The sequence below is a fragment of the Microlunatus sp. YIM B11417 genome, from assembly GCF_059617205.1.
Genome location: NZ_JCAMPJ010000005.1, coordinates 348,813 through 368,258, shown reverse-complemented (window position 1 = coordinate 368,258; position 19,446 = coordinate 348,813). Strand labels below are relative to the sequence as shown.

Here is a 19,446-nt window from a genome sequence, read left to right as displayed (position 1 = left end):
CCAGCCTTGCAACACGACCGAAACACGACAAGAACGCGGGCCCGTGCAGCAGACTGGACGCGGTAGCACGGGATGGCAGGAGGAACACCATGGCAGTGAGGCTCGCGGATGTCGCCGCGGCAGTGGGGCTGTCCGGCTCCACGGTGTCGCGTGCACTGTCGGACCCGGACAAGGTGAACCCGGCCACCCGGGAGCGGGTGCTCAAGATCGCCCAGGAGATGGGCTACGTGCCGAATCAGTCGGCGCGGTCACTGACCGCCGGCCGGACCGACCTGATCGGCATGCTGGTGCCCGACATCGCCAACCCGTTCTTCCCGCCGATCATCAAGTCGGTCCAGGCCCGGGCGAACGACAAGGGCAAGACGATCTTGATCGCCGACATCGACGAGCGGCCGGGTGACGAACTGCAGCGGGCCCGGGTCATGCGCAAGCGCTCGGACGGCCTGTTGATCGCCTCGCCCCGGACGCCGCAGGACCAGCTCGCCGAGCTCGTCGCCCTGCAGCCGGTGGTCTTCCTGAATCGCGAGGTGCCCGGCGGCACCAGCGTGATCATCGATTCGGCCGATGGCATGGACCAGGCCGTTGATCATCTCGCCGCCCTCGGGCACCGGTCGATCGCCTACCTCAACGGACCGCGCCGATCATGGTCGAACACCCAGCGACAGAAGGCGATCAAGCACGCGTGCCGGCGTCGTTCGATCACGCTGCACGAGTTCGGGCCGTTCGAGCCGCAGGTGCAGTCCGGCGTGCACGCCGCCGACCTGGTCCATGCCAGTGAGGCGACCGCGGTGATCGCCTACGACGACCTGATCGCGCTCGGGGTGATCGCCCGGCTGACCGAGCGCGGCATCCGTACCGGCGAGGACGTCAGCGTGATCGGCGTCGACGACAGCCCGATGTCCGCGATGGCGTACCCGACCTTGACGACCGTCCACGTGCCCGGCTCCGAAGCCGGCATCGCGGCCGTCGACGCCTTGCTTGCCCTGATCGACGGCGCCGAGCCGGGTGAGGTGATCAACCTGGAGACCCGGCTGGTCGTCCGCAGTTCGACCGGCCCCGCGCCGTCCTGAGTCGCGCGGCCCACCAAGGGGCGATCCACATCGTTCCCTGAGCTTGTCGAAGGGCAAGGCCCGACCCGGCTCGCCCTTCGACAGGCTCAGGGAACGTCGTGACTTCGGCTTCAGCCGAGTCGGTCGGCGGACTTGGCCGCTGAGGCGGGCTCGAGGAAGAGCGTCGCCTGCGGCGTCCGGCGCAGGATGGTGGCCGGGCAGGCGTTGGAGATCGGCGCCGTGAGGGTCGCGTGGACGGCGTCGGCCTTGCGCGATTCCGGGGCACAGATCTGCACCGCGGTGGCGGCCAGCAGGGCCGGGATGGTCAGCGAGATCGCGGTGGCCGGCACGCTGTCGAAGTCCGGGAAGTGGCCCTCGCCGACCTGCTGCCGGCGCGATTCGTCGGTCAGCGTGATGATCCGGACCCACCGCTCGTCGTCGAAGTCCGCCTGGTGCGGCTCGTTGAACGCGAGGTGCCCGTTCTCCCCGATCCCCATGCAGACCAGGTCGAGCGGCGCCTCCCGGAGCAGCGCCTCGTAACGGTCGGCCTCGGCGGCGGCATCGCCCTGGCCGCGGATGTACTCCACCCGGGCCGGGTTCAGCTTGTCCTCGATCCGTTCCATGATCCAGCGCTGGAAGCTGGCCGGGTGGTCGGCGTCGATCCCGACGTACTCGTCCATGTGGAAGACGGTCACCCGCGACCAGTCGATGTCCTGGCCCACCAGGGCATCGGTGAAGGCGTACTGGGAGTTGCCGGTCGCGATCACGACCCGGGCCGCTCCGCGTTCGGCGAGGGCGGAGTTGATCACCGCCGCCGCGCGTTCCGCGGCCGCGGTTCCCATGGCGGCCTCGTCGGGATGGACCTCGACAGCGAGGCGGTCGATGATGGTCGTGGTCGGCAGGGACACTGCATCTCCTCTAGTCTTAGCCATTGCAAGCGCATTCAGCATATTCACCTTTTTGCAGAAACACCATTCATCGACGTCGAGAGGAACCCGACGATGGCCGAACGGACGACAGCCGTGCTGCACCTGGATCCGGGCGACACGATCGCCGTCTCCCTGGGCGACCTCGCGGCCGGACAGGACGTCACGGTGCCCGGGGTCGGTACGGTCACGGCCGCCGCCGAGGTCCCCCGCGGCCACAAGCTCGCGGTCCGGCCGGTCGGCACCGGACAGCCGGTGATCAAGTACGGCCAGGCCATCGGGGTGGCCCTGACCGACATCGCCGCCGGTGATCACGTCCACACGCACAACCTCGGCATGGGCGATCTGCACCGGGAGTACGAGTTCGCCACGGCCCGGGTCATCCCGGAACCACCGGCGGGCGACCGGCCGACGTTCCAGGGCTATCGTCGGGCCGACGGCCGGGTGGGCACCCGCAACTACATCGGCGTGCTCACCTCGGTGAACTGCTCCGCCACCGCCGCCCGGTTGATCGCCGACCAGTTCCGCGGCCCGGTGCTCGATGATCATCCGGCGGTCGACGGCGTGATGGCGCTGACCCACAACAGCGGTTGCGGTCTGGTCGACGGCTCCGAGGGTGCCGGCGTCCTGCTGCGCACCCTGCGCGGCTATGCGGCGCACCCGAACTTCGCGGGCCTGCTGATCCTCGGGTTGGGCTGCGAGATGATGGAACTCGACCTGATCACCGCCGAGCTGGAGCTCTCCAGCGACCTGCTGGTGGAGCGGATGACGATCCAGGAGTCCGGCGGCGTCCGGGCCACGATCACCGAAGGGGTACGCCGGATCAAGGAGATGCTGCCCCGGCTCGACCACTGGCAGCGGACCCCGATCGACGCGAGCGAGCTGATCCTCGGCCTGAACTGCGGCGGATCGGACGGCTACTCCGGCATCACCGCGAATCCGGCCCTCGGCGTGGCCTCCGACCTGCTGGTCGGGCTCGGCGGCCGGTCGGTGCTGGCCGAGACACCGGAGATCTTCGGCGCCGAGCACCTGCTGACCCGGCGGGCCACCTCGCCCGAGGTCGGCCGGCGACTGCTGGACCGGATCGACTGGTGGCGTGACTACGTGGCCGCGGTCGGCGGAACCCTGGACAACAACCCGTCCCCCGGCAACAAGCGCGGCGGCCTCACCACGATCCTGGAGAAGTCGCTCGGCGCGGTCGCCAAGGGTGGCCGGGCCGAACTGACCGGCGTGTACGAGTACGCCGACCGGATCGACCGGCCCGGCTTCGGCTTCATGGACACCCCCGGCTACGACCCGGTCTCGGTGACCGGCCTGGTCGCCGGCGGAGCGAACATCGTCTGCTTCACCACCGGCCGCGGGTCGGTCTTCGGCTGCAAGCCCGTACCGAGCATCAAGATCGGCACCAACTCGGAACTGGCCCGCTCCATGCCCGACGACATCGACATCAACGCCGGCACCATCGTGGACGGCACCGAGACGGTAGGCGAGGTCGGACGGACGATCTTCGCCACGCTGCTCGCGGTGGCCTCCGGCCACAAGACCGCGAGCGAGGAGCTGGACATCGGCCAGGACGAGTTCGTGCCCTGGCAGCTCGGCGCCGTCACCTGAGCCGTAGGTCGCCGACCCACCCCGGACAATAGCCCCACGGTCGCAACCCGGGGCGGGATCGGTGGCACTCCCGGCCAGGAACCCGGCACCGACGTCGGTCATCGTTATCAAATCGTTGCCGTCGCCTTCCGGCGTGCATAGCGTGCCGATTCATGAGGAATATCGATCGTCGCCAATTCATCGCCGCCACCGCACCCGTGGCCACGGCCGCCGCATTCGGTGCCCAGCCCGCCGCAGCGGCAACACCTCCGGAAAAGGGCCGCTCCGTCGTCGTCGACGTCCAGAGTCATCTCTTCTTCCGCGATCATGTCGAACTCATGCGGCGCCGCTCCGAGGACCCGCGCGTCTTCGACAAGGACGGTGTGACGCTGCTGAAAATGGGCGACTGGGTCCGTAAGATTCCGCCGGAATATCTCGATCTCGAACTCAAGCTCGCCGCCATGGACGAGAACGGCATCGACACCACCCTGCTGACCAGCAACGACCCCGGCCCGGAATGGTTCGGTGCCGACGGACCGGCCGTGGCGCAGCTGCTGAACGACAACATCCACAACGCCACCCGGAAGCACAAGGGCCGTTTCGCCGGCCTCTGCCTGCTGCCGCTGCAGGACTCCGCGGCGGCCGACCGGGAGCTCGACCGGTGCGTCAAGTCCCTTCAATTCAAAGGAATTCTTCTGTACAGCAACCTGGCCGGCCGGTGGCCCGACGAACCGCAGTTCCGCTGGCTGTTCGCCCGGGCCGAGGAGCTGGGCCTGCCGATCGTGCTGCACCCGGCGCTACCGACCACGCTGGCGCAGACCAAGGGGCACGACCTGACCGGCCTGCTCGGCAACATGTTCGAGAACACGATCTCGCTCGCCCGCATCGTCGCCGCCGGCATCTTCGACGAATATCCGGACCTGAAATTCGTCTGCCCGCATCTCGGCGGCGCCCTGCCCTATATCGCGGGACGTTTCGACCATCAGGTGCTCGTCCTCAAACGCAGTAATCAGAATCTCGAACGGAAACCGAGCGATTATCTGCGCAGCATCGTCATGGACATCGTCTCGCCGCTGCCGGAGGCCATTCGCTTCGCGGTCGAATTCTCCGGCCCGGACCGACTGCTCTATGCCAGCGATCACCCCTGGGTGCAGCCGGACGTCATTCTTTCCAGCCTCGCGGAGGCCGGCGTGCGGCGTTCCGATCGGGCCAAGATCCTCGGTCGCAACGCCGTGAAGCTGTTCGACCTGCGCTCCTGACCCGGGCCACGGCCATGTCCGCCGGGACGGACCGGGGCCCGCGGTAGCGTTTCGCCGGAATCGGGACGAGACGACGGAGGGCGGATGCCGGGCCTGGCTGTGGGGCTGATCTGCACCGCGGTGATCATCATCGTGCTGGGTGTGCTCGACCTGGTGCGGAAGGTGCCCATGATCCAGCCGGTCCTGCTGGCGCTCTATCTGCCGGTCGCGATGAACGTGCCGCTGCTGGCGTACCTGATCTTCGCCGAGCTGGGCCTGGCCTGGTTGCCGGCCATGATCATCACCGGCCTGGCCCTGCTCTATGTCTGGATCCATCTCAACGTCTTCCCGATCATGGACGGCGTGCCGGTCGGGTTCCGGCTGAAGGCGCTCGGCGGTGCCGCTCCGATCCTCTACTCGCTCGGGTACGCGATCGTCGTCGAGGCCGTGCTGCTGCCGCTCTCCTTCGTCCTCCTCGCCGGCCGGGTGCCGACCGAACTGCTGATCGGCAACCTGGCGTACGCCCTCGGTTGCTGCCTGGTGCTCTACCTGAACGGCAGCCTGCGGGCGATCCTGCTGTCCAAGAGCCTCGGCGTGCTGAGCCGGTGGCTGATCGCGACCGCGGTCTGGGTGCCGGCGATCGGCTGGCTGATCGGGATCGGGGCGGCCCGCGGCGTCCGGCGGGAGTATCGCGCCGCGGTCGACCGGGTGGAGTGGGAGCGGGCGGTGCCGCAGGACAACCGTTGCGCGACCCGGTACCCGATCCTGCTGGTGCACGGAGTCGGCTGGCGGGACCGGGTCAGGTTCAACGCCTGGGGCCGGATCCCGCAGTACCTGAAGCGGCACGGCGCCGACCTCTTCTACGGCGAGCAGGAGGCCTGGGGCACCATCGCCCAGAACGGCGAACAGGTGGCCCGGCGGATCCGCGAGGTGACTGAACTGACCGGCGCCCCCAAGATCAATATCATCGCGCACAGCCGCGGCGGCATCGACTCCCGCTACGCGATCAGCACGCTCGGCGAGGGCTGCCGGGTGGCCAGCCTGACCACGATGAACACGCCGCACCACGGCGTCCGGTTCGCCGACACGGCCACCAAGTTGAGGCAGCCGGTCTACCGGCGGCTCGCCGGGGCGGTCAACTGGGTGTTCGGCCTGGCCGGCGACGAGACGCCGGACTTCCTGGCCTCGACGATGGCGTTCCGGACCGAGGTGTCCGCCGAGTTCAATCGGGCGACTCCCGACGACCCGCGGGTCCACTACCAGAGCTACACGTCGATCATGACCCGTCCCTCGAGCGACCGGGTGCTCGCCGTTCCGTTCCAGGTGATCAAGGCGCTCGGCGAGGAGAACGACGGGCTGGTCTCGGTCGACTCGGCGAAATGGGGCGAGTTCCGCGGCGTCCTGCGCAGCACGACGAGGCGAGGCGTCTCACACGGCGACCTGGTGGACATGCATCGCGAGGACTACGCCGGCTTCAACGTCCTGGACGCCTACATCAGGATCGTCGCCGACCTGAAACAACGCGGCTACTGAGCGGTGATCACTCCGCCGGCCCGCGCAGCCGGGTCAGGACCCGGTCCAGCGCCTGCCGCATCGCCTCTGGCTGGCCGGCCCGGCGCAGGTCGCCCAGCACCTGCTCGTTGATCCCGCCCGGCGTCATGTGCCGTACGGTCAGCGTTTCGAACGTGTCCGGGCTCTGCTGCAGGGTCCGGCCGACCGCGCCGTAGAGGTACTTCAGATAGCCGGCCGACTGGTCGGCGGCGAGGCCGTGCTCGGTCAGCCAGCCGGCGATCGTCGCGAGTTGATCGAGGTGAGCCGCGAACGTGGCGGTGGCCGCGCTCATCGCGTCCAGTGCCGACTCGGTGTCCGCGATGATCACGTCGCCGACCCGCTCGAACAGCGCCCGGGCGGCGGGCTGGTCCGGGTGCAGGGCGGTCAGGCTCTGCCGCTGCGCGGCCTGCGGCAGCGGAACGGCCCGGACTAGGTCACCGGCCGTCGGCACCAGCTCGCGGAGCCGGCTCAGCGGGACGCCGGCCAGGGCGCTGATCACCACCTGGTCCGGCCGGAACGTCAGCTCGGCCAGCACCTCCCGGGCCAGCGGCGGCCGCACCGCCAGCATGATCACGTCCGCCCGGGCCACCACCGCGGTGTTGTCGTCGCAGACCTCCACACGCGGGAACCGGGCCGCCAGGGCCGCGCCGACCTCCCGTCCGCGCGGCGACAGGAACACCTCCGGCGGCTCGGCGGCGCCGTCGCACAGGCCGGTGACGACGGCCGCCGTGAGCTCCCCGGTGCCGACGAATCCGTACCGCATCCGACCTCCTGCTCGCTGGCGTCGGCGACCACGCTACCGGGGGCGGGCTCACCCGTTCCTGATCATGATCCCGTTCCTGATCATGATCCGGTCAGCTCGAACGACCAGATTCCGGCCGGCACCCGCCAGGCCGGCCGCCCGTCGGCGCCGGGCGGGACGGCCTCGGCAGCTTCGGGTACGGCAGCCTTCGCGCCCGGCCAGGACGGCAGCCGGACGGTCGCCACCGAGCCGGCCGGGACGGCCGCCGCGAGCCGGAACGTCCCGCCGTCGCGGCGCCAGGAGACCGCGACGTCGCCGCGGGCGCCGCGGGTGCGCGCCGTCACCTCGTCCAGCCCGTCGACGACGACCGGAGCAAGATCGAGTTCGCGCCAGCCGAGCGAGTCGGCGGCCTGGCCGATGCCGGCCAGGTGCCGGTAGAACCAGCTGTCGATGGCGCCGAGCATGAAGTGGTTCTGGGACAGCCCGCGGGTCGGCCCGTCCCAGGCCTCGGTCAGCGCGGTGGCGCCGTGCTCGACCTGATAGCCGTAGCCGGGATGCTCGGTGCGGTTCGCGAAACGCCACAGCACGTCGTGCCGGCCGGCCTCGCCGAGCACCCGGAACAGCACCGGCAGCGCGATCTCGCCGACCGTGATCCCAGCCTCGTCGACCGAAGCACTGATCCGGTCCAGCACAACCTCGCGGTCCGCTTCCGGGACGGCGCCGACGTCGAGCGCGAACAGTTCGGCCGCCTGACCGCCGCCGCCGTACCGGCCGGTGCCGGGGTCGTGGAACGTGGTCCGGAAGGCGGCGACGATCTTCCCGGTCAGTTCCCGGTAGCGCTCGGCGTCCTCGGTCCGGCCGAGCGCGGTCGCGATGTTGATCATGGCGTCGGCGGCCCGCCAGTAGCCCCAGGTGCCGACCAGCGGCACCGGAGTGGTCTTGTCCAGGCCGATCCAGTCCCCCAGCCCGTACGGGAGCAGGCCGTCCTCGGACCGGCCGGTCAGGTAGTCGAGATACCGGACCATCGCCGGGTAGTGATCTTCCAGCACCGCCAGGTCGCCGTACCAGCGATAGAGCTGCCACGGCACCGAGATGATCACGCCGCCCCAGTTCGGGTCGTCCCGGAAGCCGTCGGCGAACACCACGTATTCCGGGGCGATGTCGGGCACCAGGCCGTCCTCGGTCTGCGCCTCGGCGATCGTGGCGAGCAGCTCCCGGTAGTAGGCAGCGACGTCGTAGTTGTAGGCGACCACGTCGAAGAGCAGGTGCACCTGCTCCAGCCAGCCCAGTTTCTCCCGGTGCGGGCAGTCGGTGAGGACGCTGTACATGTTGCCCTGGACGGCCCGGTCGATGATCGTGTGGATGCTGTTGATCAACGGTACCGACGTCGCGAAGGCGCCGACCGGTTCGTTGTCGGCGCGCACCACCAGGGCGGTGACCGCTTCGGCGCCGACGTGGTCCGGCAGGCCCTGCACCTCGACGTAGCGGAAGCCGTCGTAGCGGAACCGCGGATGCCAGCGCAGCGGGCCGTCACCGGTGATCACCGTGTTGAAGATCGGCGAGCCGGTGGTCGGCTTGGACTGCACCACCCGTCCGAAGTCGTCCAGTTGATCACCGGGCACCAGCCGCAGGTGGGTCCCGCCCGGCAGGTCGACCGAGAGCTCGACCAGCCCGGCCTGGACCACACCGACGTCGAACACGGGCGTGCCGTCGGCGGCGATCGTCTTGGTCAGGGCCGGGAGCCGCTCCACCACCCGCAATGGCGGGCAGGTGCGCGCGACCGGCGCGGGGCCGTCACCGGAGATGATCACGGCCGGCACCCAGCCGGACCGGTCGGTGCCGGGCTCGTTCCAGCCCGGCAGCTCGCGCCGGGCGTCGTAGTCCTCGCCGCCGAACCAGTGCGACCGCAGCGTCGCGCCCGCCGCGGCACGCCAGGACGCGTCGGTGCCGAAGCGCGCCGTGGTGCCGTCGGCGTAGTGCACCTCGAGCTCGGCGATCGCCCGCGGCGACAGCTTGGAGCCGTAGAACTTCATGTAACGGTCCTGGTGCGGGTAGACGTGGGCGATGCCCGGCCCGAGCTCGATCCCGATCACGTTGGCGCCCGGCTGCAGCAGGCCGGTGACGTCGTGGCTGGCCGCGGCGACCCGGCGGGGGAAGTCGGTGTAGGCCGGTTCCAGTACCGCGTCAGACACCGGAGCGCCGTTGATCGACGCGTAGTAGACGCCGGCGCCGGCGACGTGCAACCGGGCCTTGACCGGCTGCCCGGTGAGCGAGATCTCCCCGGCCAACAAGGGAAGTGGGAGTCCCTCGCCGACCCGCGGGTCGGCGTCGTCGGCGTACCAGTCGGGATGGCTGATCCAGCTGCCGGTCCAGTCGGCCGGCCGCAGCAGGCCGAGCTCGAACCGGGCGACGGAGCTCCACGCGGACCAGGTCCCGTCGATGCCGCGGACCCGGACCCGCCAGCAGGCGGCCGCCCGCGAGTCCAGCGCCACGCCGTCGTAGCGGGCGTGTTGATCATCGCCGCCGATCTCGCCGCTGTCCCACAGCTCGGGCCGGCCGGCGGCGAGCGCCTCGGCGCTGCCGGCAACCTGGACCTGGTAGCCGGACTGAACCGGTACGGACCCGGGCAGCCGCCAACCGAACGGTGGCCGCGGGTCGCCGATGCCGAGCGGGTCGGTCATCCCCAGGGTCCGCAGGTCGAGCGGCCCGTCGACAGGCTCAGGGCGCGGATCTTGGGTGGGCTGGTCGGGCATCGGTCCTCCGGTACGAGAGCGGGCGGTCAACCGGGTCGGCTGATCCTGATCATGGCAGCGGACGGCGTCGGCGCATGGTCGGGCAGGTCGACCACCAGGCCGGCCGGCGTCTGCTGCCAGCCGACCGGGCCGTGGCCGAGCAGCGTCACCCGGTCCGGCTCCGGATCTCCCGGGGCCTGGTCGGTGCCGAGGCTCGTGATCATGGTGCGGCCGTCGGTGGGCCAGTCGAGCAGCGTCACGTAGAGGTCCGAACCGCGGGCGGTGAACCGCAGGTCGTCGGACCGGTAGGCCCGGTCGCCCTCGTTGTAGCCCTCGTAGCCGCGGGTCACGCCGAGGCCGGTGCTGCCCTCGCCGAACCGCCGCCAGGGCACCGTGTCGTAGATCCCCTCGCCGCACACGGCGAGCCAGCCGCCGATCTCGGTGAGCAGCGTCCGGGCATGATCATCGAGCGTGCCGTCGGCGCGCTGCGGGATGTTGAGCAGCAGCGTCCCGTTCTTGCTCACCACGTCGACCAGCGTATGGATCACCTGCCGGGACGTCTTGCGGGGATGGAAGAAGTCCTCGGTGCCCTCGCAGTGGAACCACTCGCCGTCGCTGGTGTCGAACTGCCACGGTTGATCTTGGATCGCGTCCAGCTGGCGGCGTTCGCAGTCGAGCAGGACCGCGGTCCGGTCGGCCGGCGGCACGTCCTTGATCGTCACGATGCCACCGCTCGGGCAGCTGCCGTAGTAGTCGGCGAGCAGGTCCAGTCCGAGCACGCTCGGCGGGTCGGACTGCACCACGCTCCCCTCGTCGAAGGGCAGCCGCATGTCGTCGAGATAGACCAGGTCGGGCCGGTAACGATCAAGGGCCGCCCGGACCCGGCGGTAGAAGGCTGCCGCCTGCTCCGGCGGCGGAGCGGTGCCGGGCTCGTGGGCCGGCGGGTAGAGCGCGGCCGGATCGGGATCGGTACCCGGGCTGGGGCGGGCACCGTCGTGCGGCTCGCCGGTCTCCGGGTCGACGCCATGGGCGACGTCCAGCCAACGCCAGGTCCAGTTGTTGTGGAAGCTCAGCCCGAACGGCAGCCCGGCCGCGCGGGCGGACCGCTCCCAGGCCCCCACGATGTCGCGGCCGGGGCCGACCCGGGTGGTGTTCCACGGGTGCGGCGAGTCCCAGAGATCGACGTTGTCGCAGTGGGCGGCCAGGGTGACGAAGTAGCGGGCGCCGCTGCGGCGGTACAGGTCGATCAGCTCGTCCGGGTCGAACCGCTCCGCCCGCCAACGCCGGGCCAGGTCGGCCGCGCCGAACTCCGCCGGCGGACCGAACTCCCTCTTGTGGTGGGCATGCTGCCGCAGCGACCGGCGCCGTTCCCACGGGCCCGAGCCGGCCTGCGGACCGTACAGGTGCCGGGCGTACCAGTCGCCCGAGCGGCCGACCGACTGCGGTCCCCAGTGCGACCAGATGCCGAACTTCGCCGTCCCGAACCAGTCCGGGATCGCGTGCCCGCGCAAGGATTCCCAGGTCGGCCGGTAACCGCCGTGCGTCGTCGTCACGCGCCCTCCCGCGCTGCACTTGCCTTGATCGCATATCTAGGCAAGGATGCATATTGAAGCGATTCAACTCCACGGTAGGCGAGGAGCGCGTACGTTGTCAATCGTCGATCCCCTCATGATCGAGGACCGAGCATGATCGAGTTCGCCGCGGACCCGGCACCGGGCAGCGGCCGCCGGCGGCCCCGGGCCGACTTCGACTCCGACGCACCGCGACTGTCCCTGAACGGCCGCTGGGAGTTCCGGCTCGCCGAGACCGCCGCCGGGACCGGTGATCAACTTCTCGACCCGGACAGCGCCGGGTGGGACACGATCAAGGTGCCGGCGCACTGGGTGCTCGAGGGCCACGACCGCCCGCTCTACACGAACACGGCGTTCCCGTTCCCGATCGATCCGCCCCACCTGCCCGAGCAGAACCCGACCGGCGACTACCGGCGCACCTTCGACCTGCCGACGGACTGGCCGGCGGGCCGCACCGTGCTGCGCTTCCAGGGGGTCGACTCCTGCGGCACCGTCTGGCTCAACGGGCGGTTGCTCGGCCATGCGAAGGGCAGCCGGCTGCCGTTCGAGTTCGACGTCACCGAGACCGTCCGGCCGACCGGCAATCTGCTCGCGGTCCGGGTCCACCGGTGGTCCTCCGGCAGCTATCTCGAGGATCAGGACATGTGGTGGCTGCCCGGCATCTTCCGTGACGTCGACCTGCTGGCCCGGCCCGAGGGCTCGATCGACGACTACTTCGTGCACGCCGACTTCGAGTCCGGCACCGGTGTCGGGGAGCTCCGGATCGATGCCGACGTCGCCGGGCTGGTCGAACTGCCGGAGCTGGGGATCCGGGTCGCCACCGGCGAGACCGTACGGCTGGAGCGGGTGGAGCCATGGAGTGCCGAGCGCCCCCGCCTCTACCGCGGCGCGCTGACCGCCGGCGGCGAGCGGATCGAGCTCGCGGTCGGCTTCCGCCGGGTCGAGATCGCCGACGGCGTCTTGTTGATCAACGGGCGCCCGGTCAAGCTGCGCGGCGTGAACCGGCACGAGCACCATCCGGAACACGGCCGGTCGCTGGACCGCCGGACCATGATCGACGACATCGTGCTGATGAAGCGGCACAACGTCAACGCGGTCCGCACCGCGCACTACCCGCCGCACCCGGAGTTCCTCCGGCTCTGTGACGAGTACGGCCTGTGGGTGGTCGAGGAGTGCGACATCGAGACGCACGGTTTCATCTACGCCGGCTGGCAGGGCAACCCGATCGATGAGCCGGCCTGGCGGGACGCGCTGCTGGACCGGATCGACCGGATGATCGAACGCGACAAGAACCGGCCGAGCGTGATCACCTGGTCGCTCGGCAACGAGAGCTGGACCGGCCGCAACCTGGCCGCGATCGAGGACCTGATCCGGCGGCGCGACCCGAGTCGGCCGCTGCACTACGAGCGCGACGCCAGCTACCGGCACTCCGACTTCTTCAGCAAGATGTACCTCGATCTCGACGAGCTGCGGCTGATCGCCGATCGCGCCGAAGCGGCACCGGACGGAGTCGAGGCCGGGTCCGAGGATGATCAACGGCGGCGCGGGCTGCCCTTCCTGCTCTGCGAGTACGCCCACGCGATGGGCAACGGGCCGGGCGGGCTGAGCGACTACCAGGAGGTGCTGGAGTCCTCGGACCGGTTCGCCGGGGCCTTCGTCTGGGAGTGGATCGATCATGGTCTGACCGGCTACACCGACGCTGGCGAACCGTACGTCCGGCACGGCGGCGACATCGACTACCGGCCCAACGGCGGCAGCTACTGCCTGGACGGGCTGCTGTTCGCCGACCGGACGCCGTCGCCCGGGCTCGGCGAGCTGAAGAGGGCGATCGAGCCGGTGACGATCATGATCGATCCGGCGGCCGGAACGATCACCGTACGGAACCGCCAGCACACGGCAGGCCTGGAGCAGCTGCGGTTCCGCTGGCACACCGAGGTGGACGGAGTCCCGGCCGAGTCCGGGTGGCTGGACCTGCCCGAGTGCGCGCCCGGCCGGAGGATCGAGACGGCCCTGCCCCGAGTGACTCCGGCCGAGGCAGGCGAGACCTGGCTGACCGTCACCGCCGAGCTGGCCCATGATCAACTCTGGGCGGCGGCCGGTCACGAAGTGGCCTGGTCGCAGGCACGGCTCCTTGGTCCTTCGACCGGCTCAGGACGCGGTCGGCCGGCCTTGGAGGCGGACGCCACAACGATCCCTGAGCCTGTCGAAGGGCAGACCACGATCGCCCTCGGCCCCGCGACCTTCGACCGCCGCACCGGCCGCCTGATCGAACTCGGCGGGCTCTCGGTCACCGGCCCGACTCTCGACCTGTGGCGGGCGCCGACCGAGAACGACCGCGGGCAGGGTGACCGGAACCGGCTCGCCGCGACCTGGCAGGCAGTCGGGCTGGACCGCATCCTGCACCGGACCGACGCCGTACAGATCCTCGACGGCGCGCTCGTGATCACCGGGCGGAGTGCGCCGGCCACCCAGCCGTTCGGCGTCCGCACCCGGTACGCCTGGAGCTGGGACGGCGACGGGCTCCGGCTGGCCGTCGACGCCGAGCCGGTCGGGCCCTGGCACGAGACGCCGTACGGCCGGCACTCGATGACACCGCCGCGGCTCGGGCTCCGGCTCGGCCTGCCCGGCGGCTACCGGGAGGTGACCTGGTTCGGCCACGGGCCCGAGGAGTCGTACGCCGACAGCCGCGCGGCCGCCCGGGTGGGCCGGTTCAGCCGCTCGATCGACGCGCTGCAGACTCCCTATCCGGTACCGCAGGAGAACGGGAATCACGTCGACACCCGGTGGCTCCGGCTGACCGGTGACGGAGTACCCGCGCTCCGGTTCGCCGGCGAGCCGTACCTCGACTTCACCGCGCGGCGCTGGACCAGCGAGGCGTTGGCCGACGCCGATCATCCCTTCCAGCTCGAGGACTCGGGGCGGGTCTGGCTCAATCTCGATCATGGCCAGCAGGGGCTGGGCAGCGCCTCCTGCGGTCCCCCGCTGCCGGACCGCTACCGGCTGCCGCTGCTCCCGGCCCGCTACTCGGTGATGATCACGCTCGACTGACACCACGCTCCTACGCACCGGCGGCGCTCCCGTACCCTCCTGATCATGAGCAGCCCGTCACGCAACGACGACTTCACCGGCCGGGTCGCACTGGTCACCGGCGGCAGTTCCGGGATCGGCCGCGGCGCGGCCGTCGAACTGGCCCGGCGTGGCGCTGCGGTCGCCGTCCTGTCCTTCGACCAGACCCGGAACGATGAGGTCCGCGCGGAGCTCACCGAGCTCGGCGCCGAGTGCCTGGTGATCACCGGCGACGTCCGCTCCGAGGCCGACATCAGCCAGGCGTTCGGCCGGGTCGAGCGGACCTGGGGCCGGCTTGATCATCTGGTGATCAGCGCCGGGAAGAACGGCGTGTTCGCGCCGCTGGACGAACTGACCCTGGACGAGTGGAACGACACCCTGGCGACCAACCTGACCAGCACCTTCCTGACCACGAGGGCCGCGCTGCCGTTGCTGCGCCGCAATGGCGGCTCGATCGTGATCATCTCGTCGGTCAACGGCACCCGGGTGTTCAACTACCCGGGAGCGGTCGCGTACTCGACCAGCAAGGGCGGCCAGGCGATCTTCGCCAAGATGGTCGCCGTCGAGCTGGCCCAGCAGGGCATCCGGATCAACGTCGTCTGCCCCGGCGAGGTCCGGACCAACATCGGCGAGGCGACCCACCCGCGGGACCTGGACCGGATCCGTTGGCCGGTGACGTACCCGAAGGGCCTCAACGTGCTCACCGGCCGGGGCGCCGAGCCGGTCGAGCTGGCCCAGGTGATCACCTTCCTGCTCTCCGACGAGGCACGACTGATCACCGGCAGCGAGGTCTGGGTCGACGCCGGCCTCAGTCTGGTGCTGGCCTGAGCCGCACCGGCTTTCCCAGGCGTTAGGCTTCTGACTAGGCCGGACCTGCCGGAAAGGCCACCATGACTGCGGCGGCGGGGGCGATGCGATGACCGAGACACAGCCAACTCTCATCACGTCGGTCCAGCGTGCCCTCGCGGTGGTCGAACTCGTCGCCGCATCGTCCCGGCCGCTGACCGCCAAGGCGATCAGCCGGAAGACCGGACTCAGCCTCGGCACGACGTACAACCTGATCCGGACCCTGGTGCACGAGAACTATCTGATCGCCGATCGGGACGGGCTGGTGCTCGGCAGCCGGTTCCCGGGGATGGCCGACCGGCCCGAAGGGGTGCTGGTCGCCCGCGGCCGGGCCGTGCTCAACCAGGTCTGCCGCGATCTCAAGGTGGCCGCCTACCTGACCGTGTACCAGGACGGCGAGATCCGGCTGGTCGACGTCGTCGACACCCCGGAGTCGCCCCGGGTCGAACTCTGGGTCGGCATCCAGGACAGCGGGCACGCGACCGCCTTCGGCAAGCAGATCCTGGCCGAGCTGCCGTCGGAAGACCGGATCGACTATCTGCATCGGCACCCGCTGCCGGAGCTGACGCCGTACACGGTCACCGACCGGCGGGAACTGCTGCGCCGGCTGAGCCGGCCGGCCGACGCCGTGATCGACCGTCAGGAGTACGTCCTCGGCCAGCGCTGCATCGCTGTCCCGGTACGGACTCCGGCTCTGGTCGGCTCGCTCGCCATCTCGCTCCCGGCCGACCGCCCGACCGCCGACGACGTACTGGCCGGTTGCTTGCGGGACTCGGCCGCCGGACTCTCCCGTCAACTCGGCCTCGGCCAGTTCAGTATCTGAAATCCGACCACTGCCACACGCCGCCGACGACTCCTAGGCTCAGCCCAGGAACGGCGCTCCACCCCCCGGCGAGCGCCCGCCCGAATCCGGACCGACGAACGGCCGCTGCTTCTACACCCCCCGTTACCCGAAGCAGCGGCCGTGAGTCGGTCCACGGGCTTGTCCCCCGGGTGTCAGCCGCGGTCGCGGTAGTGCGAGGGCGGGATCCCGTACCGGGAACGGAACTGGCGGCTGAACAGGAACGGGTCGCCGTAGCCGAGGGAGCGGGAGATCTGGTGGATGGCCATCGTGGTCTCGGTGAGCAGCATCCGGGCCCGGTCCAACCGGGATTCGACCAGGTAGTCGCGGAACGTCGTGTGCAGTTGCCGGCTGAACAGCGTGCTCAGCTGACGGGTCGAGAGCCCGACCGCGGCCGCGGTGCCGGCCAGCGAATGCCGCTTCGCCGGCGAGGCCCGGATCAGGTCGATCGCGTCGGCCAGTTGAGGATTGAGGGTCGCCGCGGCGACGCCTTGCGCGGACGCGTCCTGCCGGTAGATCTCGGCGAGCACCTCGAGCAACCGGGCCCGGGCCTCGACGGTACGCAGCGGCGACGGGTCGTGCACGGCGCGGACCAGGTGCCGGAACGCACCGGTCAGCTGCCCAGGAGCGCCGACCTGGATGACCCGGCGCGGCAGCACGCCCGGCTCGGGCACCGCGACGGCGCCGTCGGCCGGGTCGAGGAACGAGAAGTGGCAGGAGAGGACGGACAGCGGACGGGCCGGATCGTGGCCGATCGTTCCATGATCACCGGGCCGCAGCACCAGCAACGAGCCCGGCTCCAGCCGCAGGTCGATGCCGTCGTTGAGCCGGCCACGGCCGACGCCGTCGAAGACCAGCCAGAGATCGAAATCCGGGATCCGCGGCCGCCAGGACCAGTCCGGCCCACAATGGTGTACGTCAGCGCTGCCCGACGGGACCGGCGGCGTCCGGACCAGCAGCTCCTCGATGCGCGACCAGCTGTCCGGATCGCGGTAGTCGACCGACTCGTCCATGGTCTCGACGGTAGGCCATCAAGGACCGTCGGCGACGCATTTTAGTCGGCCGGCGACACCGTCGGCCATGGCCCCAGACGGCCGAATTCTGGACCGAAAACCCGACGCGCCGGTCGATGATCAAGATCGTTGACAGGCTCGAATTGGCCCGCATATGTTCACCTGAGCGTGTCGCATTCCGGCACCGCCTCCCTCACTGACGATCGGGGTGATCACGTGTCCTGCCGCCGACTCATCGCACGCGTTGCCGAGGACCCGGGTGCCCCTCGCGGCTGACCCGGAACGATCATGGCGAATCCCGCCCGGCCGCTGCCGCTCAACGACACGACCTCCGCGCGAGCTGCATCCGGAGCCGCTGATTCCGCGCCCGATCCTCGTCCCGGAGCCATGGCCACGACGACGCCACCGGTCCGGCGCCGGCGCCGCCGGACCAAGATCACCGAGGCCCTGGACGGCCGGACCGTGCGCCGGGTCCCGTTGATCAAGCGGATCTGGCGGGAACGCTGGATGTATCTGCTGATGCTGCCCGGCTTCGTCTTCTTCGTCGTGTTCCAGTACCTGCCACTGGGCGGGAATGTCGCCGCCTGGCAGGACTATTCGCCGTTCCTCGGGCTGAGCCGGAGCCTCTGGGTGGGCTGGGAGAACTTCGAACGGATCTTCATCGATCCCGAACTGATCGACTCCCTGTGGAACACGCTGCTGCTCAGCGCGCTGCAGATCGTGTTCGCGTTCCCGGCCCCGATCGCGCTCGCCCTGCTGCTGACCAGCATCCTGTCCGACCGGGTGAAGCGGTCGATCCAGATGATCGTCTACCTGCCGCACTTCATCGGCTGGGTGATCGTGGTGTCGATCTGGAACGAGATGCTCGGTCCGCTCGGCGTCCTGAACAGCATGATCACGACGGTCGGCCTGCCCAAGCTCGACATCATCGGCAACCCGGACTGGTTCCCGGCGTTGGTGACGCTCCAGGTGATCTGGAAGGAGGTCGGCTGGGGCACGATCATCTTCCTCGCCGCGATCTTGAACATCCCCCAGGAGCGGTACGAGTCGGCCGCGCTGGACCGGGCCGGGCCGTGGCGCCGGATCTGGCACATCACCCTGCCCGGAATGGCGTCGATCATCGTACTGCTGCTGATCCTGCGGCTGGGCAGCGTGCTCTCGGTCGGGTTCGAGCAGATCCTGCTGCAGCAGCCGATCTTCGGGGCCGAGGCCGCCCAGACCCTGGACACGTTCGTCTACTTCCGCGGCATCAACGGCGGCGACTGGGGCCTGGCCACCGCAGCCGGCCTGGTCAAGGGACTGATCGGCACCATGCTCGTGCTGGGAGCGAACAAGCTGGCCAAGATGTTCGGCGGCGAAGGGGTGTTCTGATGGCGACGCGGATCAAGACCACCCGGCCGGCCTGGCAGGAGAAGCCGAGCGTGATCACCCAGGCGCTCAAGGTGATCGTGCTCGCGTTCAGCGTGATCGTCATGCTCTACCCGTTCGTGCACGTGATCTCGGTCAGCTTCTCCGATCCCGAGGTCTACACGCCGGGTGATCTGCTGCTCTGGCCGAAGGGCTTCACCACCGCCGCGTACGAACTCGTGCTCGGCGGCGAGGTCGTACCGCGGGCGCTGCTGGTCAGCATCGGTGTCACGCTGCTCGGCACCTTGATCAGCATGGTGATGACCGTGACGATGGCGTACGCGCTGACCCAGACCCGCCGGGTGCCGGGCTCCCGGTTCGTCCTGCTGCTGGTGCTGTTCAGCATGCTGTTCTCGGCCGGCATCATCCCGAACTACCTGGTGGTCCGCGGCCTCGGGCTGCTGGACAACTACCTGGCGTTGATCTTGCCCGGTGCGATCAGTGCCTTCAATCTCGTCGTGGTCCGGAACTTCTTCATGAGCATCCCCGAGGAGCTGCTCGACGCGGCCCGGATCGACGGCGCGGGCGAACTGCGGATCCTCGGCAGCGTGGTGCTCCCGCTCTCCAAGGCCGTGCTCGCGGTGATCGCGCTGTTCTACGGCGTCGGCTACTGGAACGCCTTCTTCGGCGCGATGCTCTACCTCAACAATCCGTCGATGTGGCCGGTCCAGCTGGTCCTGCGGCAGTACGTCCTGCAGGCCGAGCCGCTGCCCGGGTCGGTGATCGAGAACACCCAGGTGCAGCTCACCCCGGAGACCATCCAGATGACCGTGCTGGTGCTGGCCACGGTCCCGATCCTGATCGTCTACCCGTTCCTGCAGCGGTTCTTCACCAAGGGCGTGCTGACCGGCGCGATCAAGGGCTAGCGGAGAGA

At 69.9% G+C, this 19,446-nt stretch carries 14 protein-coding genes; 9 read left to right on the top strand and 5 right to left on the bottom strand.

Annotation, left to right across the window (positions count from 1 at the left end; all coding sequences use genetic code 11):
- Nucleotides 1-89: 89 nt before the first annotated feature.
- Nucleotides 90-1,070 (top strand): LacI family DNA-binding transcriptional regulator, encoded by a 981-nt coding sequence (locus AC6CCG_RS24135; RefSeq protein WP_496657278.1) that lies wholly within the window; start codon nucleotides 90-92, stop codon nucleotides 1,068-1,070.
- 110 nt (nucleotides 1,071-1,180) lie between these two features.
- Here the strand turns inward: AC6CCG_RS24135 and AC6CCG_RS24130 are convergent, their stop codons facing one another.
- On the bottom strand, nucleotides 1,181-1,957 hold the full coding sequence (locus AC6CCG_RS24130) for a glucosamine-6-phosphate deaminase (RefSeq protein ID WP_496657277.1): 777 nt from the start codon (nucleotides 1,955-1,957) through the stop codon (nucleotides 1,181-1,183).
- A 93-nt stretch (nucleotides 1,958-2,050) separates the two neighbouring features.
- On the opposite strand from AC6CCG_RS24130, the gene AC6CCG_RS24125 reads away from it, so the two are divergent.
- The 3 genes from AC6CCG_RS24125 (at nucleotide 2,051) to AC6CCG_RS24115 (ending at nucleotide 6,336) form a co-directional block, all read left to right on the top strand.
- A complete protein-coding gene (locus AC6CCG_RS24125; RefSeq protein WP_496657276.1) occupies nucleotides 2,051-3,586 on the top strand; it encodes a UxaA family hydrolase in 1,536 nt (511 codons plus the stop codon).
- 152 nt (nucleotides 3,587-3,738) lie between these two features.
- Nucleotides 3,739-4,824, top strand: coding sequence for an amidohydrolase family protein (locus AC6CCG_RS24120; protein ID WP_496657275.1), 1,086 nt, complete (start codon nucleotides 3,739-3,741; stop codon nucleotides 4,822-4,824).
- An 84-nt stretch (nucleotides 4,825-4,908) separates the two neighbouring features.
- The gene (locus AC6CCG_RS24115; RefSeq protein ID WP_496657274.1) at nucleotides 4,909-6,336 is read left to right on the top strand and encodes an esterase/lipase family protein; all 1,428 of its coding nucleotides are present in this window, start codon (nucleotides 4,909-4,911) and stop codon (nucleotides 6,334-6,336) included.
- Nucleotides 6,337-6,343: 7 nt separating this feature from the next.
- On the opposite strand, the gene AC6CCG_RS24110 is transcribed toward AC6CCG_RS24115, so the two are convergent.
- The 3 genes from AC6CCG_RS24110 to AC6CCG_RS24100 form a co-directional block, all read right to left on the bottom strand.
- Nucleotides 6,344-7,117, bottom strand: coding sequence for an NAD(P)-binding domain-containing protein (locus AC6CCG_RS24110; protein WP_496657273.1), 774 nt, complete (start codon nucleotides 7,115-7,117; stop codon nucleotides 6,344-6,346).
- An 80-nt stretch (nucleotides 7,118-7,197) separates the two neighbouring features.
- On the bottom strand, nucleotides 7,198-9,849 hold the full coding sequence (locus tag AC6CCG_RS24105) for a family 78 glycoside hydrolase catalytic domain (RefSeq protein ID WP_496657272.1): 2,652 nt from the start codon (nucleotides 9,847-9,849) through the stop codon (nucleotides 7,198-7,200).
- A 26-nt stretch (nucleotides 9,850-9,875) separates the two neighbouring features.
- Nucleotides 9,876-11,381, bottom strand: a complete 1,506-nt coding sequence (locus tag AC6CCG_RS24100) for an alpha-L-fucosidase (protein WP_496657271.1) — start codon at nucleotides 11,379-11,381, stop codon at nucleotides 9,876-9,878.
- A gap of 132 nt (nucleotides 11,382-11,513) precedes the next feature.
- Between AC6CCG_RS24100 and AC6CCG_RS24095 the strand changes: the two genes are divergently transcribed.
- The 3 genes from AC6CCG_RS24095 (at nucleotide 11,514) to AC6CCG_RS24085 (ending at nucleotide 16,134) form a co-directional block, all read left to right on the top strand.
- Nucleotides 11,514-14,447 (top strand): glycoside hydrolase family 2 TIM barrel-domain containing protein, encoded by a 2,934-nt coding sequence (locus AC6CCG_RS24095; RefSeq protein ID WP_496657270.1) that lies wholly within the window; start codon nucleotides 11,514-11,516, stop codon nucleotides 14,445-14,447.
- Nucleotides 14,448-14,492: 45 nt separating this feature from the next.
- A complete protein-coding gene (locus AC6CCG_RS24090; protein ID WP_496657269.1) occupies nucleotides 14,493-15,293 on the top strand; it encodes an SDR family NAD(P)-dependent oxidoreductase in 801 nt (266 codons plus the stop codon).
- 88 nt (nucleotides 15,294-15,381) lie between these two features.
- Nucleotides 15,382-16,134: an IclR family transcriptional regulator gene (locus AC6CCG_RS24085; RefSeq protein WP_496657268.1), complete on the top strand. Its 753-nt coding sequence runs from the start codon at nucleotides 15,382-15,384 to the stop codon at nucleotides 16,132-16,134.
- Nucleotides 16,135-16,307: 173 nt separating this feature from the next.
- Here the strand turns inward: AC6CCG_RS24085 and AC6CCG_RS24080 are convergent, their stop codons facing one another.
- Complete coding sequence (locus AC6CCG_RS24080; protein ID WP_496657267.1) at nucleotides 16,308-17,165, bottom strand: helix-turn-helix domain-containing protein; 858 nt, start codon at nucleotides 17,163-17,165, stop codon at nucleotides 16,308-16,310.
- Nucleotides 17,166-17,552: 387 nt separating this feature from the next.
- On the opposite strand from AC6CCG_RS24080, the gene AC6CCG_RS24075 reads away from it, so the two are divergent.
- Nucleotides 17,553-18,536, top strand: a complete 984-nt coding sequence (locus tag AC6CCG_RS24075; protein WP_496657266.1) for an ABC transporter permease — start codon at nucleotides 17,553-17,555, stop codon at nucleotides 18,534-18,536.
- The gene (locus tag AC6CCG_RS24070; RefSeq protein WP_496657265.1) at nucleotides 18,536-19,438 is read left to right on the top strand and encodes a carbohydrate ABC transporter permease; all 903 of its coding nucleotides are present in this window, start codon (nucleotides 18,536-18,538) and stop codon (nucleotides 19,436-19,438) included. The genes AC6CCG_RS24075 and AC6CCG_RS24070 overlap by 1 nt, the downstream gene beginning before the upstream one ends.
- The last annotated feature ends 8 nt before the right edge of the window (nucleotides 19,439-19,446 follow it).

Bases quoted from the DNA above. Each gene is read 5' to 3' on its own strand.
- AC6CCG_RS24135 (WP_496657278.1), top strand. From the start codon at position 90: ATGGCAGTGAGGCTCGCGGATGTCGCCGCGGCAGTGGGGCTGTCCGGC.
- AC6CCG_RS24115 (WP_496657274.1), top strand. From the start codon at position 4,909: ATGCCGGGCCTGGCTGTGGGGCTGATCTGCACCGCGGTGATCATCATC.
- AC6CCG_RS24125 (WP_496657276.1), top strand. From the start codon at position 2,051: ATGGCCGAACGGACGACAGCCGTGCTGCACCTGGATCCGGGCGACACG.
- AC6CCG_RS24090 (WP_496657269.1), top strand. From the start codon at position 14,493: ATGAGCAGCCCGTCACGCAACGACGACTTCACCGGCCGGGTCGCACTG.
- AC6CCG_RS24080 (WP_496657267.1), bottom strand. From the start codon at position 17,165: ATGGACGAGTCGGTCGACTACCGCGATCCGGACAGCTGGTCGCGCATC.
- AC6CCG_RS24110 (WP_496657273.1), bottom strand. From the start codon at position 7,117: ATGCGGTACGGATTCGTCGGCACCGGGGAGCTCACGGCGGCCGTCGTC.
- AC6CCG_RS24075 (WP_496657266.1), top strand. From the start codon at position 17,553: ATGGCCACGACGACGCCACCGGTCCGGCGCCGGCGCCGCCGGACCAAG.
- AC6CCG_RS24120 (WP_496657275.1), top strand. From the start codon at position 3,739: ATGAGGAATATCGATCGTCGCCAATTCATCGCCGCCACCGCACCCGTG.
- AC6CCG_RS24085 (WP_496657268.1), top strand. From the start codon at position 15,382: ATGACCGAGACACAGCCAACTCTCATCACGTCGGTCCAGCGTGCCCTC.
- AC6CCG_RS24070 (WP_496657265.1), top strand. From the start codon at position 18,536: ATGGCGACGCGGATCAAGACCACCCGGCCGGCCTGGCAGGAGAAGCCG.
- AC6CCG_RS24095 (WP_496657270.1), top strand. From the start codon at position 11,514: ATGATCGAGTTCGCCGCGGACCCGGCACCGGGCAGCGGCCGCCGGCGG.
- AC6CCG_RS24105 (WP_496657272.1), bottom strand. From the start codon at position 9,849: ATGCCCGACCAGCCCACCCAAGATCCGCGCCCTGAGCCTGTCGACGGG.